This window comes from Arthrobacter sp. B6 (genome assembly GCF_001663775.1).
GTDB lineage: Bacteria > Actinomycetota > Actinomycetes > Actinomycetales > Micrococcaceae > Arthrobacter.
On sequence record NZ_KV467168.1, the window covers coordinates 2,690,517 to 2,706,020 of the forward strand.

12 protein-coding genes and 1 pseudogene are annotated in these 15,504 nt (G+C 66.4%); 8 read left to right on the forward strand and 5 right to left on the reverse strand.

What is annotated here, in order from left to right; genetic code table 11:
* Positions 1-17: 17 nt before the first annotated feature.
* Complete coding sequence (locus tag AU175_RS11920; protein WP_066289030.1) at positions 18-860, reverse strand: hypothetical protein; 843 nt, start codon at positions 858-860, stop codon at positions 18-20.
* 233 nt (positions 861-1,093) lie between these two features.
* Here AU175_RS11920 and AU175_RS11925 point away from each other — a divergent pair, with 233 nt between their 5' ends.
* Entirely contained in the window at positions 1,094-1,495 is a 402-nt protein-coding gene (locus AU175_RS11925) for a YchJ family protein (RefSeq protein ID WP_066289032.1), read from the forward strand.
* Here the strand turns inward: AU175_RS11925 and AU175_RS11930 are convergent.
* From AU175_RS11930 to AU175_RS11940, 3 genes are all read right to left on the reverse strand, one after another.
* Positions 1,492-2,292, reverse strand: a complete 801-nt coding sequence (locus tag AU175_RS11930; RefSeq protein WP_066289037.1) for a hypothetical protein — start codon at positions 2,290-2,292, stop codon at positions 1,492-1,494. The genes AU175_RS11925 and AU175_RS11930 overlap by 4 nt on opposite strands.
* Before the next feature lie 51 nt (positions 2,293-2,343).
* Positions 2,344-4,359 carry an acyl-CoA dehydrogenase family protein gene (locus tag AU175_RS11935; protein ID WP_066289040.1) on the reverse strand — a complete coding sequence of 672 codons (2,016 nt, stop codon included), beginning with the start codon at positions 4,357-4,359 and terminating at the stop codon, positions 2,344-2,346.
* Positions 4,360-4,422: 63 nt separating this feature from the next.
* A complete protein-coding gene (locus AU175_RS11940; protein ID WP_066289042.1) occupies positions 4,423-4,725 on the reverse strand; it encodes a hypothetical protein in 303 nt (100 codons plus the stop codon).
* A 253-nt stretch (positions 4,726-4,978) separates the two neighbouring features.
* Here AU175_RS11940 and AU175_RS11945 point away from each other — a divergent pair, with 253 nt between their 5' ends.
* From AU175_RS11945 to AU175_RS11960, 4 genes are all read left to right on the forward strand, one after another.
* On the forward strand, positions 4,979-6,436 hold the full coding sequence (locus AU175_RS11945; protein WP_066289045.1) for a DUF3375 family protein: 1,458 nt from the start codon (positions 4,979-4,981) through the stop codon (positions 6,434-6,436).
* A gap of 2 nt (positions 6,437-6,438) precedes the next feature.
* The gene (locus AU175_RS11950) at positions 6,439-7,389 is read left to right on the forward strand and encodes a DUF4194 domain-containing protein (RefSeq protein WP_231938539.1); all 951 of its coding nucleotides are present in this window, start codon (positions 6,439-6,441) and stop codon (positions 7,387-7,389) included.
* The gene (locus tag AU175_RS11955) at positions 7,386-10,850 is read left to right on the forward strand and encodes an ATP-binding protein (RefSeq protein ID WP_066289048.1); all 3,465 of its coding nucleotides are present in this window, start codon (positions 7,386-7,388) and stop codon (positions 10,848-10,850) included. The genes AU175_RS11950 and AU175_RS11955 overlap by 4 nt, the downstream gene beginning before the upstream one ends.
* Before the next feature lie 194 nt (positions 10,851-11,044).
* A complete protein-coding gene (locus tag AU175_RS11960) occupies positions 11,045-11,758 on the forward strand; it encodes a hypothetical protein (protein WP_066289050.1) in 714 nt (237 codons plus the stop codon).
* Between the two features lie 26 nt (positions 11,759-11,784).
* On the opposite strand, the pseudogene AU175_RS11965 reads toward AU175_RS11960, so the two are convergent.
* Positions 11,785-12,000: pseudogene (locus tag AU175_RS11965) on the reverse strand (FBP domain-containing protein); the annotation flags it as partial.
* Positions 12,001-12,146: 146 nt separating this feature from the next.
* On the opposite strand from AU175_RS11965, the gene AU175_RS11970 reads away from it, so the two are divergent.
* The 3 genes from AU175_RS11970 (at position 12,147) to AU175_RS11980 (ending at position 15,503) form a co-directional block, all read left to right on the forward strand.
* Positions 12,147-13,238, forward strand: coding sequence for an iron-siderophore ABC transporter substrate-binding protein (locus tag AU175_RS11970; protein ID WP_066289052.1), 1,092 nt, complete (start codon positions 12,147-12,149; stop codon positions 13,236-13,238).
* A gap of 10 nt (positions 13,239-13,248) precedes the next feature.
* Positions 13,249-14,370, forward strand: coding sequence for a FecCD family ABC transporter permease (locus tag AU175_RS11975; protein WP_066289054.1), 1,122 nt, complete (start codon positions 13,249-13,251; stop codon positions 14,368-14,370).
* 77 nt (positions 14,371-14,447) lie between these two features.
* Entirely contained in the window at positions 14,448-15,503 is a 1,056-nt protein-coding gene (locus AU175_RS11980) for a FecCD family ABC transporter permease (RefSeq protein ID WP_066291017.1), read from the forward strand.
* The last annotated feature ends 1 nt before the right edge of the window (position 15,504 follow it).

Consider the following 15,504-nt stretch of genomic DNA (forward strand, 5'->3'; position numbering starts at 1 on the left):
CGGCGGGCGTTCCCAGCCTATGGACGGTCGGCGGGCAACTTCCCCTTGAGGACCCTGGCGTGGCCGGAAAGTGACACCAGGGAACCGGTGTCCAGCGGGGACAGCGGCGCGGGAGCTGAAGGTTTTTTGAAGGACCGCGGTACGTCGTGTACCGGGTGGTCCTGGTGCAGCGCCGATTCCACCAGCGGGGCAACGGCCACCACCTTCTCTGCCGGCACTTCGGGATCAGGCAGGTCCCGGACAGAGATCCTGATCTCGGGCGCGGCGGCCCGAGCCCGCGCGAGCGCCCGCGCGTCGGCTTCCGCGACGGCGGCGGCCCAGCCCTCTGCCAGCACCTGCGGTTCTCGGCGTGCCGCGGTCAGCAGGGGATGGTGCTCGACGGCGTGCCGGAAGCGCGGCTTCAGTTCGGACGGCTGCAGGGCGGCACGGCCGTTGCGCAGGACCCTGCGCCAGTCGCGCGGCGCGGTAACGGTGTTGGCACCGGTACCGCTGTGGGTGAGTGTGGCCGACAGGGCAGCGCCGGTCTTCGTCCGCAGGGCCGCGGTTTTGGCGCGAAGCACTCCGGCACGCCCCGGCTTTGCGGGCGAGGCTGCGGCAGCGCCGTCGTCGTGCTCTGCCACGGCGGGCCCCCCGGCCGAGGAGGCGGGCCCCGCTGGTCCGGTCAAACGGACGAGTGGCAGGGTTTCATTCCGGGGAAGCTTGCCGAAGAGGGCCATCACGGTGAGGGCAACGAGCCGCCCGACGCCGGCCAGGACAAGGGTGGCAACAACCAGAAGGAACAGGCCAAAAAACATCAGGACCGCGAGGCCGAGCGTGCCAAAAAACGTCAGGTTAAGTGCGATGGTTGTTGAATCTCCCACGTCACCCCTCCAATCTGCCAGCAGCGGAGTCCGTGCCGGCACCCATCACCACGGGCAACAGCCCCTCCACTACCTTACGGACTATTTTTTGGCCCCGCCGCCGCCGGGAGGGGTGCGCCCAGGGTTGTTTCGAACCTGTTACCCGATATGACAACGCCACACCCGCCTATAGTCGTCAAAGAGACTCGAAGGCCTTGTCGGCTGGCTTTCGGGACCATCCTGACAGGAGCATCATGCCCGAAAATCCAGCCACCGCGCGCAGCTGTTTCTGCCTGTCCGGTGAGATGTATGCCGAGTGCTGCGGGCGCTTCCACAGCGGGCAGGCGGACGCAGCCACCGCCGAGCAGTTGATGAGGTCGCGGTACAGCGCGTTTGTCCTGCTCGACGCCGGCTACCTTCTGCGCACGTGGCATCCGGACACTGCGCCGCCCGAGCTGGAACTGGACCCGGCCATGGAATGGCGGCGCCTGGATATCCTGTCCACCAGCCGCGGCGGGCCACTGGACACAGAGGGGACCGTGGAGTTCAAAGCCCATTTCCGGCACGACGACGCACGGGGAGTCCACCACGAAACCAGCCGTTTCGTGCGCCAGAACCGCCGCTGGTACTACGTGGACGCCGTCCTCCTCGCCTAGCCCTCGCTGTAGGTTTCGTCCGGAGTGAAGCCGGCCTTGTCCACCTTGCGGTGGAAACGCATGCCCGCCAGACCTCCCAGCACGGCTCCTATCAGCGCGATCAAAGCCACCACCACGGCGGCAATGATGCTGGTGATGGTCAGTTCGCCTTCATTGACGGGGATGCGCGGGAAGCTGTTCAGGTTGGCAAGGACGTTGAACTGCTGGCCTGCGACGAGTCCCAGGATGGCGATGACCACCGCCGCAATGAGCGCCCAGATCCAGACCATGAACCCCTGCTTGGCACCGTTGAAGCGTGCCATCCGCCCTGCCACGTAGCCGCCGGAATAGTAGGAGACGAACAGGATCACCAGCAGGACGATGATGCCCACCAGCCCGACGGTGCCGTTCGTGGCCACCTGGTTGACGGCATCGTTGACATCGGCGTTGTTGGCCAGGCCCACGGCGGTTCCGGCCGCGGCAACGAAGGCGGTGAGCAGGACCGCCATGCCTGTGGCCGTCAGCCAGCCGAAGAATGCGGAGCCCACCTTGATGCCGCCGAACTGCTCCTTTTCCCGGGCCACCGCGGTCTGCCTGTCGGTGACATTCGGGTCAGTCACGCTTGGGTAGGCCGCTGTGCTGTCGGTGGCGCCTGGTTCGGCCACGTACCCGGGCTCGCCGTAGGCAGCCGGCGTCTGTTCATAGGCCTGCGTGGGCTGCCCTCCGGCGAAGGTTTCATCGCGGGCGCTTTCGCTCCGTGGATTTTCACCCTGGGTCCGCCGCGGAAGGTTGTCCTCTGGTCCAATTGAGCTGCTCATGGCACAACTCAACCACTGGTCAGGGCAGATAACAAGGATGCTTACTATTTTCTACCGGTACCGACGGTGCAGGTTTTCCTTTGTTGAAGCCTTCGGAGCGGCGTCCGCGATCCACGGCCCGGTACCTTCCGACTGGTCCAGGACGCCGGCCTCAAGCCAGGTGTAATCCCCGGCCAGGACCTTGCGCGAGAGGTGGTGGTCGCCGTCGTCCGTGTTGCGCCAGAGCTGATCGAAATACTCGTCAACCCGGACCCGGGCCTGTTCGCAGTACGCCTCTGCCAGTTCGTAGGCGCTGGCTGCCCGTTCCGGTGCGGTGTGGAGAATCATCTCCGCCCGTGAGCAGCATGCGGCCATGGCAAACAGCTCAGCGCCGATATCCACCACCCGGCCCAGGAACGCCTGCTTGTGCTCGAGCCTGGCCTGCCAGCGTCCCATGCCATAGAACGTCTGCCGCGCCAGCTTGCGCGAGGAGCGCTCCACAAAGCGCAACTGCTTGGCCAGCCGCCCGAATTCGCTGTAGGAGCGGGGGTCCATTCCCGCCCCGGCCACCAGTTTGGGCAGCCACCTGGCGTAGAAGCCGGATGCCCCGATGGCGGCCTTAGCCTTGTCCTGAAGGCTTGCGTCCACCGATGCGAGGTCCCCGGCGGCGGCCAGGTGGGCGTCCACCGCTTCGCGGGCGATGAGCAGTTTCATGATCTCGGACGAGCCCTCAAAGATCCGGTTGATCCGGAGGTCCCTCAGCTGCTGCTCGGCCGGCACCGCGCGTTCACCCCGCGCTTCCAGGGACTCCGCCGTCTCGAAGCCCCGGCCGCCGCGGATCTGGACGAGTTCATCGGCGATGCGGCAGCTGATCTCCGTGGACCACAGCTTGGCCAGGGCGGCTTCGATCCTGACGTCCTTCTGCCCGGCGTCGGCGAGCTCCGCGGACAGCTCGAAGACGGCGTCAAGGGCGAAGGCGGACGCAGCGATGAACGCGATTTTCTTGCCCACCGCCTCGTGTTTGCCTACCGGTTGGCCCCACTGGGTGCGGGCGTTGGACCATTCGCGGGCGATTTTCAGGCTCCAGCGGCCCGAGGCGACGCACAGTGCAGGAATGGAGAGGCGGCCCGTGTTGAGCGTGGTCAACGCGATTTTCAGTCCCTGGCCTTCACGCCCCAGCCTGTTCGCCGCGGGAACCCGCACCTGATGGAACCGGGTTACCCCGTTTTCGATGCCGCGCAGCCCCATAAAGCTGTTGCGGTTCTCCACGGTAATGCCGGGAGAGTCCATTTCCACCACAAAGGCACTGATGCCGCCCTTGTGCTTCGTGCCGTCAGAGTCGGTGTGGGCCGGCACCAGGGCCATCACCACCACAAGCTCGGCGATCACACCGTTGGTGGTCCAGAGTTTCACGCCGTCCAGGAGGTAGGCCTCGCCGTCGTCCGTGGGGATTGCCGTGCTGCCCATCCGGGCAGGATCGCTGCCCACGTCCGGTTCTGTCAGCAGGAAGGCGGTAATGGCGCCGGACGCGCAGCGGGGCAGGTATTCCCGCTTCTGCTCCGGAGTTCCGAAGACCTTCACGGGTTCGGGTACGCCGATGGACTGGTGGGCGGACAGCAGGGCCCCAAGGCTCGGGTGCACGCTGCCCAGCAAGGCAAGGGCCCGGCCGTAGTACACCAGGGAGAGGCCCAAGCCGCCGTATTCCTGCGGGATCTTCATGCCAAAGGCGCCGAGGTCCGCCAGCGTTCTGAGGTATTCGTCCGGGATCTTGTCGTCCCGCTCGATCACGCGGCCGGACATCGTGCGGGCATATGCCTCGATCCGTGCCATGAACGCTTCGCCGCGCTCGACGTCGTCCTCCTTGGCTGTGGGCCAGGGGTGGACGAGGCTGAGGTCGAAGTTGCCCAGGTAGAGTCCCTTGGCGAAGCTGGGCCGTTCCCATTCAGTCTGCCGGGCAGCCTCGGTTATGGCCCGGGCATCCGCCGCGGTTGCGCCGGATCCGATACTGCTCGTGGCGACGGGGACATCTGCCTCCGGGGCGTCTGCGGCAGGTGCGCTGGCGGCGGGACTGTCGGTGGCGGAGCTCATGGGGTATCTCCTCTGCCCGGGATGGCCGGTTCCAGCCATGGATCCGCCGGGTTGGAGAACCCTTTAGCTGTCCCTCAATATTACCCGCGGGTAGCTACCGGTGCTAGGGGTGGGCTGACCCTGGAAATCGCCGGGAATCTCCACCGTGGAGGCATGATGCACCAGCCTGTCCCAGCCATTGTTCAATCCGTGGACCACGGCCAGCAACGTGCTGGAGGCGAGGAACCAGCCGAGCTTGCCTACTCCCACCAGGATCAGGGCCAGGAATCCTGCCGTCAGGACGAAGGCCGCCAGGACCAGGGCAAACACCAGCGTTCCGATGAACACCATGGTGGCCGTCTCCACTGCACTTAAGTCGAACTGCATTCTTCCCCCTGCTGCGCCATTGCCTCGGTTGGATCAGTAGCACGAGCGTAGGGGCTGCCCGGCGTCTCCAACCAGACCTGCCCCGCCTGAACAGCCGGTTGATATGGGATCGCAATGCTACCGGCACGTAGGTCACGGAGTGGTCGCGGAACCCTCCCCGTCGGGGGAGGGAAGGCTCTGCGTTAACCTTGTAGTTGGCAGTTTTCGTTCCAGCCCGCTGCCCACCCACCCCAACAGCTGAAAGAGAGAGTGCGTGCCCCGCTCTGCCCGGTCATCCGCTGACGCAATCAGCGCCCGGCTCAGGGACCTGGAACTCCTCACCCAGGGACCCGCCTGGGCGCTCACGCGCTCCGCCCCCTGGGTGATCGCCGTGCTGCAGGCGTCCTTTACCCGCACCCGTCCGCAGGTTCAGCTCGAAGAGTTCCATGCCGACGTCGACTCCTTCCTTGAGCAGCTCCGGCGCCAGGAACCGGGCCTGGGCGGGGCCAACGGGACGCCTTCGGGGAAAAAGTACGCGGACGAATGGACACGCAAGCACTTCCTGACCCGCCGAAACCAGTCGGGGCAGATCGTCTACGAGGTCACCGAGCCCGCCGCCCGTGTGCTCGCATTCCTTGACAGCCTGTCCAGCGAGCGGTCCACGCTGAACGGTTCCCGGCTGGGCACGCTCCTGGGTGACGTGGAGAAACTGGCCAACGAGACCAACCCGGACCAGAGCGCCCGGCTGGAATCCCTTGAGGAAGAGATCGAGGAGAGGCAGCAGTTGATCCAGGACATCAGCTCCGGCGATTTCGACGGCCTGCTGGACGACGACGAAGCCGTGGAGGCCGCCGGCAACATCCTGGACCTCGCCGCGAGCCTGCCCGCGGACTACAAGAAGATGCGCGACCGGATCGAGGAACTGGTGGGCGGGCTGCGCAACCAGATCATTGAGGAGTCGCTCAGCAAGGGCGCCACCATGGCGCAGGTGCTCGAGGCAGACAAGCGGCTCCGGCAGAGTCCCGAGGGAAGGACATTCCGCTCCTTTACCGCGTTCCTTGAGGACCCGCAGCAGCAGCTGCGGTTCCGTTCGGCGATCGGTGAGGTCCTCAGCAGGCAGTTCGCCGACGACCTCTCGCCCGAGGACCGCGAGACCCTGAAGAACCTGGTGGCCGAGCTCCGCCACCAACACAGCCAGATCCAGCGGATATACGGCAAGCTCAGCGAAAGCCTGAACACGTACGTCCAGAGCGACGACTTCCGCCAGTCCGTCCGGCTCCGGAAGGTGCTTCGCGAGGCCGAACAGGCCATCCGGTCCCTGCCGTACGAGAGGGAACGCCCTGGCCTGCTGCCCGGCCCCGTGCTGTTTAACGCCGGCTTCGAATCGCTGGCCATGGTCAAGCTGTACGATCCGGACGAGTTCGCCGTTCCGCCCAAGCTGGCGGACCCCATCGCCTTCAGCGACTCCGACCGCGTGCGCTCGCCGAGGACAGGCAAGGCCCGGCCCGGGGCCATCAAAGCGGCCGTCGCCGGCGCTGCCACGCTGTCCGAGGCCTGGGCCCAGCTGCCGCCGGAGGAGCAGCACATCAACTCCATCCGGGCCCTGCTTTCGCATGCCCTCCAGGAGGGCGCGGGCTTCGACCGCGATACCTGGGATGGCCTCGACTTCCACCAGATAGACGGCACCACCCGCAAGGCATACCTGCCGGTGGTCACCCTCAAGAAGGATTGACGATGACTGATGAAACCACGACGGCGGCACCTTCCGCTACGGAGGAAGCCGCCCTTGCCGAGGCGCGGCCGCACGCAGAACGGCCCTTCACCGTCACACCCCGGGACACATTCGTGGACGGTGCGGCGCTGTTCCCCGGCGACACCGGTGTGCTCCCCATGAAAGTGCGCCAGGCCCTGGTGAAGCTGCTCAAGGGCCCTTATGTCGACGGCGGCCGGGACGAAAAGCTGTGGACCACGCTGCTGGACAACCAACTCATCCTGCGCAGCCGCCTCTCCGAACTCTTCCTTGTGCTGCAGCTGGACCACGAACGCAAGATCGCCGTCCTGCGCCCGGTGGACCCGGAGGCAATCGGCGGAAGCACACGCTCGAGCATCCTGCGCCAGCAACGTGCCCTGAGCCGGGTCGAAACCATCGTGCTGCTCCGCCTGCGACTCCTGCTTGACCGCCACGTCACAGCCCAGACGGATCCCACCATCACCCGCGAGGAAATCGCGGACCTTGTGGCCCATTACCAGCCCGCCGGACAGCAGGACGCGCTGAGGGACTCGGACGTGGTCACCCGCGCCATCACGAAGCTCCTGGCCCGCCAACTGCTCCTCACCACCGGCCTCGACGATGTCTACACGATCTCCAACGCACTGCCCCTGGCCCTCCCCTTCGAAAACATCGGCGACATCCCGGCCCAAATCGAAGCGCTGGTAGCAGCAACAGCAGACCCCACAGGCACGGAACCCCTTCTGGAGCTGGACGGCGACCCGGGTGCCGAGGACGACGACGCCGACGCCGGAGGTGACGTACCCAACGACGACGGTGCTGCCGCCCAGGGAGTGGCATCGGGCCTGTCGGAGCCGGACGGCCTGCTGCCTGCAGCAGAGCCGTCCGGCGAAGGGGCGGGGGCGGCAGCACCGTCGTCGTACCCAGCCACCGACACGAAAGGGAACGACAAGTGAGCATCGCAAGCATGCTGCCGATGGGCGAGCTCACGAACCCCGGCCAGATGCGCCTTGCCCTGGTGCAGGTAGTCAACTGGGGCACGTTCCATGGGGCGCACACGATGCATGTGGACCGCAACGGAACACTGCTGACGGGCAACTCCGGGGTGGGCAAATCCACGCTGTTTGACGCCATGCTGCGCGTGTTTGATGCCCGGCCGCGCTCCAATGAGGCCGCGGCCCAGCGTTCCGGCGGTGCCGTTGAGGACAAGAGGACCACGTTCACGTATATGCGCGGCAAGGTGGGCGACAAGGCGGTGGGCGAAGGCTCCGCAAGTGCATTCCAGCGGCCTGGTGCCACCTGGTCCGCCGTCGCCCTGACGTTTGATAACGCCGCGGGCACCCGCGTCACTGTGTCCGCCCTGTTCGACCTGCCCAAGAACGGTACGGAGTCCAGCGTCGGGCGTTTCTACCTGATCGACAGCAAGCCGCTGGACCTGCCGGCCATCGAGGACATCGCGGAGAAACGCTTCACCAAGGCCGCGCTGGAGACCATCTTCCCGGACGCCCAGATCTACGATGTCCACAAGGCCTTCGCGGAGCGGTTCCGCCGGCTGCTGGGCATCAGTTCGGACCAGGCCCTGCCGCTGCTGCGTGTTATCCAGGCGGGCAAGGGCCTGGGCGGAAGCGTTAATACCTTCTTCCGCGACCAGGTCCTGGACGCTCCGGCCACCCTCGCCGCGGCCGATGACGTGGTGGAGGAATTCAGCAACCTCATGTCCATCCGGCAGCGGCTGGAGGACGTGCGGCAGCAGCGGGACCAGCTGGCGCCCGTGCCCGGATTGAACAAGGAATACGCACAGTCGCTGCTGGACGCCAACCGGCTCCGTGAGCTGTCGGGTGAGGAGTTCGAAGCCTACAGGCAGCTGCTCTCGGTCACGGTGCACCAGAAAACCCTGGCCCGGTTTAAGGACCTGGCGCAGGCGAAAGCCAAGGAACTGGGTGCCGAGCGCTCGGTCCGGGACGGCCTGGCCAAGGAACTGCGTGGGCTGGAGGCCGACTACAACAACCAGGGCGGCAACGCGATCTCCGCGATCGAGCAGTCGCTGGAGAACGCCCGGGTTGGGCTGAGGCTCCGGGAGCAGGTGGAGGAAGCTGCGCGCAAGGCGCTGACCGACGCCGGCCTGCAGCTTGAGTGGACCGCCGAGGGCTGGGAACAGGCCCACGAGCAGGCGGCAGCCCGGTCGGCCGAGCTCAGGGATGACTCCCAGGCGCTGCAGGAACTCCGCTTCGAGGCCTTCGACGGCCACGCAACCAAAAAGCGCGAGCTGGCGGCCGCCCAGCAGGAGCTGGTGTCGCTGAGGACACGCAAGTCCCTGCTGCCGCCGTCGAGCATTGAAAACCGTGCGGCGATTGCCGCGGCCACCGGTGTCCCGGAGGACCGGATGCCGTTCGGCGGCGAACTGATCGACCTTGCCGACGGGCAGGAGCAGTGGCGGCCTGCCGCGGAGCGTGCGCTGCGGAACCTGGCCACCACGCTGCTGGTACCGGGAGAACATTTCGCAGCGGTGACCCGCTACCTGAACGACAACAAGGTCCGCGGTGCGTTGCGCGCCGTGGACGTGTCCAAGCCGCTCGCCGGCGGCGTGCTGGCTGTGGAGGACATGCGCGACGGCGACCTGCTCACCAAGCTGGACATCCTCGCCAGCGGCGCCGTCGCGGAGGCGGGGGAATGGCTGCGGGAGCGGATCGCCCTCGATTTCGCCTATCCGTGCGTCGAGGACCCGGACGAACTGGCCGTCCTGGACAAGGGCCTGAGCCTGGGCGGCGTCGTCAAGCGTAACCGGCACACAGTGGAAAAGGACGACCGTTTCACCGGCCGCCAGGACTACGTGCTCGGGTTCGACAACGCCGCCAAGCTTGAGCTCGTGGCCGCCCAGGTGGAGGACCTGCAGCAGGAGCTGGCCAAGGCTGCCCAGCTGGCACAGAGCCGCGAAGAATCGCACCAGGGCATGAGCCGCCAGCTCGACGCCCTGAGGCTGATCGCGGAGGACCACCGCCCCTGGGAGCAGGTATCGGCTGCCGTCGCCGCGGAAGACCTTGCCAGGATTGAACAGCGACTCAAGGACGCCCTCGCCGCGCAGGCCGACCTGGAACCGCTGCGCGCCAACATCGAGACGGCGCGGCAGAAACACCAGGCCAGCACCGAAGCAGCAGCTGTTCTGCAGAGCGAATACAAGGCACTCGACCGGCAGCTGAGCGCCGCCGATTCGCTGCTGGAAGCCGCGCGTGCCCGCCTGGAGCAGGCGCCGCCGTCGGACGCCACCGTCACGGCGCTGGAACCGTACTTCACTGACTTCGGCGACGTCAGCGAGATGCATGAACTGGACAACCTCGCCAACCGCGTCCGGACGGCGCTGCTGGGGGAGCTGCACGCCGCCGAGACCCGTGGCCAGGCAACGTCCGAGCGGCTGACGCGGATCTTCGAGGGCTTTGTCCGTGAGTGGGGAGCTGCAATCTCCGCAGACCACGGCACGTCCATCGGCGCGGCGGGGGAGTTCGAATCCCGCTACCACGCCATCGTCAGCGACGGCCTTCCCGCGCAGGAGACCGAGTTCCGGCAGTTCTTCAACCAGCGCACGCACGAGTCCTTCAGCACGCTGCTGCACCTGCTGGACGAGGAACGACGGTCCATCACGAGCCGCATCCTGCCGCTCAACGGCATCCTGTCCCAGGTCAACTTCCATGAAGGCAGCTTCCTGGAGCTGGACATCAAGCAGACCCTGCCTGCCAGTGCGAAGCAGTTCAAGGACGCCATCCAGAACGCCCTGAAAGCCCGGCACACGCGCCCGGCCCGCCCGGGAACAGGGGCGGAAAGTTCCGCGGCCGACGACGCCGAACTCACCGCGCGGTACAAGACCTTGGAAACGCTGGTGAAGCGGCTGGGTTCGCAGACTCCCGAGGACCGGCGCTGGCGTGCTGAGGTGCTGGACGTCCGCGGCCACCTGTTCATCCAGTGCAAAGAGCACCGCGAAGTGCCCGGCCCGGCTTCAGGCCAAAAGCGCGGCAAGCGGACCGACGTTTACATGCACGCCGACACCGGCTCCATGTCCGGCGGCGAGCGGCAACGCTTCACGGCGTTCATCATGGCCGCGGCATTGAGCTACCAGCTGGGCATCGCGGAGCAGGGTTTCACCACTTACGGCACGGTAATGATGGACGAGGCGTTTGTGCTGGCGTCCGAGGAGTTTGCCGGTGCGGGCATCAAGGCGCTGCACGAGTTCGGGTTCCAGCTGCTGCTGGCCGCGCCGGAGAACGTGATCGACCTGTCCAGGCACCTGGGCTCCGTCACGGAGATCCTGCGGGACAAGCGCACCAACCGCTCGGGAGTCCTGACCACCCCGGTTATCAGTCCCAGGCCCGGTTCGGAAGGCGCATGGCGGTCCGAGGCCAACCCCGTGGACATCGTCTTGCGGTAGCTGTGACCCGTGGATTGTTTTTATAACAAATCGATGGATATATTGCTGAAGCCCTAGTAGCGGTGTTTCGCCGGTGCCATTCTGGTGCACATCACATACTCGCCTTCATCCTCCCCAATGGGTAGCCGCGGAACGCTGGGTCCCACGTCTGACGCCTGATGAGTTTGACGGCCTTCTCCTGAAAGGCACTACAAATGCGCCCAGTAAACCGCGCACGCACCTTCGCGGCCCTCACGGCCGCCGCCAGCCTCGCTTTGACCGGATGCATGGCAAATGCCTCATCCGACGGCGCCGGTGCCCCGACTTCCGGGACATCGACTCCGGCGTCCGCGAGCGCCAACCCCGCCCCCGCCGGCGCCGGGAGCCCGACCACGGCAGGCGGGGAGCCGACGTCGACCGCCCCCGCTCCGGCGGCCCTCGTGACGTACACCTTCCCGGACGGAATCTCCTTTAAGCATCCGGCAGACTGGCGGGTGGAGCTGTTCAAGGCGGCGGGCTCGCCGTTCGTGGGCACGGCTACGGTGTACGACGCAGGCGGCGCCAAGCAGGCCACTGTCTATACCGGACAGATTGCCGATGGAGTGACCAGCCCCGTGACCAGGACCGTCTTCGAATCCCTGCCTGTTCCGGGACTGCAGGGGCAGCCTGCTCCCACGGCCCACTATTCGTTCTACGTGGACAATGTGAACGACATCGCGAAGTACCGCATGCATCTCACGGCGGGGGTCCCACTTTCCGGGGGAGAAATGTCCCTCGACGGGATCATCCGTGTCGGTGATCGCGTGTTGGTCGCCGACGTCGAATTCATCGAGCAGCCCTTCGCCTCCGACGAAGCCGCCAAGGCGTGGCTCGCTGGACCTGAGGGTCAGGCCCTCAAGGCGCTGCTCCTGAGTATGTCATACCGCTGACAGTTGCCCACGGCACGTTCAGTCGGTCAGCCGGCCTGGACCCGGCCCAGGAACTGGGCAGTCCGGGCCCGCAGGCCTTCGATCTGGCGGATCGCCACGGCGGCCGGGTCCGGGTTGATCTCATTGGCGGGCGGTTCCTTAAGGACGTTGCCGCAACACAGGAAGTCGGAACAGATCAGTATGCCCACCGTGTTGCCGTCCCGTCCGGACTGTCCTGCGCGCCTGGCCACCCAAAGGACAACTGCCAAATGCGAAGTGCCGTGTCCACGAGCCAGGCCTGGACTGTGCGCTTCGTCACGTAGGCCAATTAAGTTACGCAAACCTTGCGTAATCGGATGGAGGGTAGGCTAGCCTTACTTAGGTTTGCATCAATCACCTAAGGAGTTCCGTGACTTCCCCCCTCTTTTCCGGCCCGAGTGCCACCCGCCGCACGCTGTTCAAATCAGCCGGCAAGGCAACGGCCGTCCTGGCCGCAGCGGCGCTCACCCTCTCCGCCTGCGCCACCGGACCGGCGTCCTCCACGTCGGACGCCAGCACCTCCAGCTCCAGCAGCTCGCAGTTCCCGGTCACCATCAAGCACGTATTTGGTGAAACCACCATCAAGGAACAGCCGAAGCGCGTGGTCACCGTCTCCTGGGTCAACGACGACGTTGCCATTGCCCTCGGAGTGGTCCCGGTAGGCGTCCCCAAGAACGAATGGGGCGGCAACGACCAGGGCTCCACGCCCTGGAAGGATGCAGCCCTGGAGGAACTTGGCGCGGGCTTCGGTTCTGACAAGGCTCCGGTCCAGTTTTCCGAGGCCGACGGCGTCAACTTCACCGAGATCGCCAAGCTCACCCCGGATGTCATCCTGGCCGCCTATTCGGGCCTGACTGAAGAGGACTACAAGAAGCTGAACGAGATCGCCCCTGTGGTGGCCCACCCTGAGATTGCCTACGGAACGTCGTGGCAGGATTCCACCTCCATCATTGGCAAGGCACTGGGCAAGGAAGCTGAGGCCACCAAGCTCATCGCTGACACCGAGGCCACCATCAAGGAAAAGGTCTCCAAGTACCCGCAGATTGAAGGCAAGAGCTTCATCTACGGCAACCTGGAGCCCGCATCGGCTGACGGCGTCAACGTCTACACCGCCAACGACAACCGTCCCCGCTTCCTGAGCGAAATCGGCATGAAGCTCGCTTCCGTTGTGGAGGACAACTCCAAGGGCTCCAAGGAGTTCTTCATCCCGTGGTCGGCTGAAAAGGCCAACGAACTTGAATCCGACATCTTCGTCACCTGGGTTCCGGACGCGGCCACCACCGATTCCATCAAGGCGGACCCGCTGCTCGGCCAGATCCCGGCCATCCAGAAGGGCGCCCTCGTTGCCGATTCGGACAACACCCTGACGCTGTCCATCTCGGCGTCCTCCCCGCTGAGCCTGCCGTGGTCGCTGGACACGTTCCTTCCGCAGCTGGCCACCGCAGCGGACGCAGTGAAGTAAGCACAGTCCCATGACGGAAAGTACGACGGCGGCACCCGCCGGAGCGCGCGAACGTACACTTGGGGCCCCTGGTCGGTCGCCAGGAGGGCCTCAACTGTACGTTCGCGCCGGTCGATGGGCTAGCGCCGGCGGGAAGGCCAGGGCCGGGCAGGCTGCCTGGCTGCTGGCCGCCGTCGTCGTACTTGCTTTGCTGGCGGCAGCTTCATTGGCCATCGGTGCCCGGGGGCTTTCCCTGGCCACGGTGTGGCAGGCCCTCACGCAGTTCGACCCCGCCAACGGCGACCACGCCGTGGTCCACGCCCGCATCCCACGCACCGTCCTCGGGATACTTGCCGGTGGCGCACTGGGCCTTGCCGGCGCTGCCATGCAGGGCGTCGCCCGCAACCCGCTGGCAGACCCGGGCATCATGGGCGTCAACGCCGGCGCCGCGCTGGCTGTGGTCACCGGTATCTACCTTTTTGGCGTCACTTCCCTCAACGGCTACATCTGGTTCGCCTTCATCGGCGCCGCAGCAGCCGCCGTCGTGGTTTACCTCATCGCGTCCATGGGCAGGGACGGTGCGACGCCGGTCAAGCTTGCCCTCGCCGGGGCCGCGCTTAACGCAGGGCTTTATTCGCTGATGAGCGTTATTCTCGTCTCCAGCCAGGACACCTTCGATCGCTTCCGTTTTTGGCAGGTGGGCGGGATCGCAGGCCGCGACTGGGCCGTGGTGCTTCCGGGTTTGCCGTTCCTGGCCGCCGGGGCACTGATTGTCCTTTCCACCGGCCGCATCCTCAACAGCCTCGCTTTGGGGGATGACATCGCCCGCGGCCTGGGCCAGCGCGTAGGACTGGTCCGGGGCACCACGGCTCTGGGCATCGTGCTGCTGTGCGGCTCCGCGACCGCGCTGGCCGGGCCTATCGCCTTTATTGGCCTGGTCATCCCCCACGCCGTCAGGTCACTCACCGGCCCCGACTACCGCTGGATCCTGCCCTTCTCCCTGGTTCTTGCCCCGGCGCTGCTGCTCGGCGCGGACGTCATCGGCCGCGTGGTGCTGCTGCCGGGCGAGGTTCCGGCCGGCATCATGTCGGCGCTGGTGGGCGCGCCCGTCTTTGTCTGGCTGATCCGCCGCGGCAAGGGGGTCGGACTGTGAGCCTCAAGACCGTAAGCACTCAAACTGTGCGCGAACGTACAGATAAGGCCCTCAAAACCGCAAAAACAGGGCCTTATCTGTACGTTCGCGCATCCCTGCCGCGCCGGACCCTCCTGAACCGGACCGCCGTGCTGGCCCTCGGCGTCGTCATCCTCTTCGCAGCGAGCGTCCTGCTGGGCAGCTACACCGTGACCATCCCGGACTTTTTCAAGATTCTGATCGCCCACCTCACCGGCGGTGAACGGATTCCGGGCGCCAGTTTCATCGTGATGGAGAACAAGCTGCCCCGGGCAGTCATCGGCACCATGATCGGCGCCGCCTTCGGCCTGTCCGGCGGGCTGTTCCAGACCATGCTCCGGAACCCGCTGGCCAGCCCCGACGTGATCGGCATCAGCTACGGCGCCAGTGCGGCTGCCGTCACCGCCATCGTGGTCTTCGGCGCCACCGGTCCTGCCGTGTCCGCGGCGGCACTCGGCGGCGCGCTCGGCATCGCAGCCCTTATCTACGCCATCTCCCGCGGACCATCACTGGGCTCGGGCGGCGGCCGGGGCAATGCGGCCGGCAGCCGGCTGATCCTTGCCGGAGTCGGCATCGCGGCCGCCCTGCATGCGGTGGTCAACTTCCTGATGACCCGCGCAGACATCCGCACCGCAGCGGACGCGCTTGTGTGGCTCAACGGGTCCCTCAATTCCGCCAACTGGGACCGCGCCGGCATGCTGGCCCTCTCGCTCCTCATCCTGGTCCCCGCCGTCATCGCCCTCGCCGGACCGCTCCGCATCCTCGAACTCGGCGACGACGCCGCGGCCGGGCTGGGCATCCGCGTCGGCCTCACCCGGCTCGCGGTGGTGATCACCGCCGTCGGACTCGCTGCGGTGGCGACGGCGGCAGCCGGCCCGGTCTCGTTCGTCGCCTTCCTGGCCGGTCCCATCGCCCGGCGCTTCACCCGGAAAGCCAGCCTCCCGGCGTCGGCCCTGGTGGGTGCGCTGATCGTCCTCGCAGCCGACTACTTCGCCGCCAACCTTGCCCCCTTGCTGCTGGACGGCACCGTGCTGCCCGTCGGCGTGATCACCGGCGCGCTCGGTGCCCCGTTCCTGCTGTGGCTCCTGGTCACGGCCAACCGAAAGGATGCCTGAC

Bases quoted from the DNA above. Each gene is read 5' to 3' on its own strand.
- AU175_RS11925 (WP_066289032.1), top strand. From the start codon at position 1,094: ATGCCCGAAAATCCAGCCACCGCGCGCAGCTGTTTCTGCCTGTCCGGT.
- AU175_RS11930 (WP_066289037.1), bottom strand. From the start codon at position 2,292: ATGAGCAGCTCAATTGGACCAGAGGACAACCTTCCGCGGCGGACCCAG.
- AU175_RS11935 (WP_066289040.1), bottom strand. From the start codon at position 4,359: ATGAGCTCCGCCACCGACAGTCCCGCCGCCAGCGCACCTGCCGCAGAC.
- AU175_RS11940 (WP_066289042.1), bottom strand. From the start codon at position 4,725: ATGCAGTTCGACTTAAGTGCAGTGGAGACGGCCACCATGGTGTTCATC.
- AU175_RS11950 (WP_231938539.1), top strand. From the start codon at position 6,439: ATGACTGATGAAACCACGACGGCGGCACCTTCCGCTACGGAGGAAGCC.
- AU175_RS11960 (WP_066289050.1), top strand. From the start codon at position 11,045: ATGCGCCCAGTAAACCGCGCACGCACCTTCGCGGCCCTCACGGCCGCC.
- AU175_RS11975 (WP_066289054.1), top strand. From the start codon at position 13,249: ATGACGGAAAGTACGACGGCGGCACCCGCCGGAGCGCGCGAACGTACA.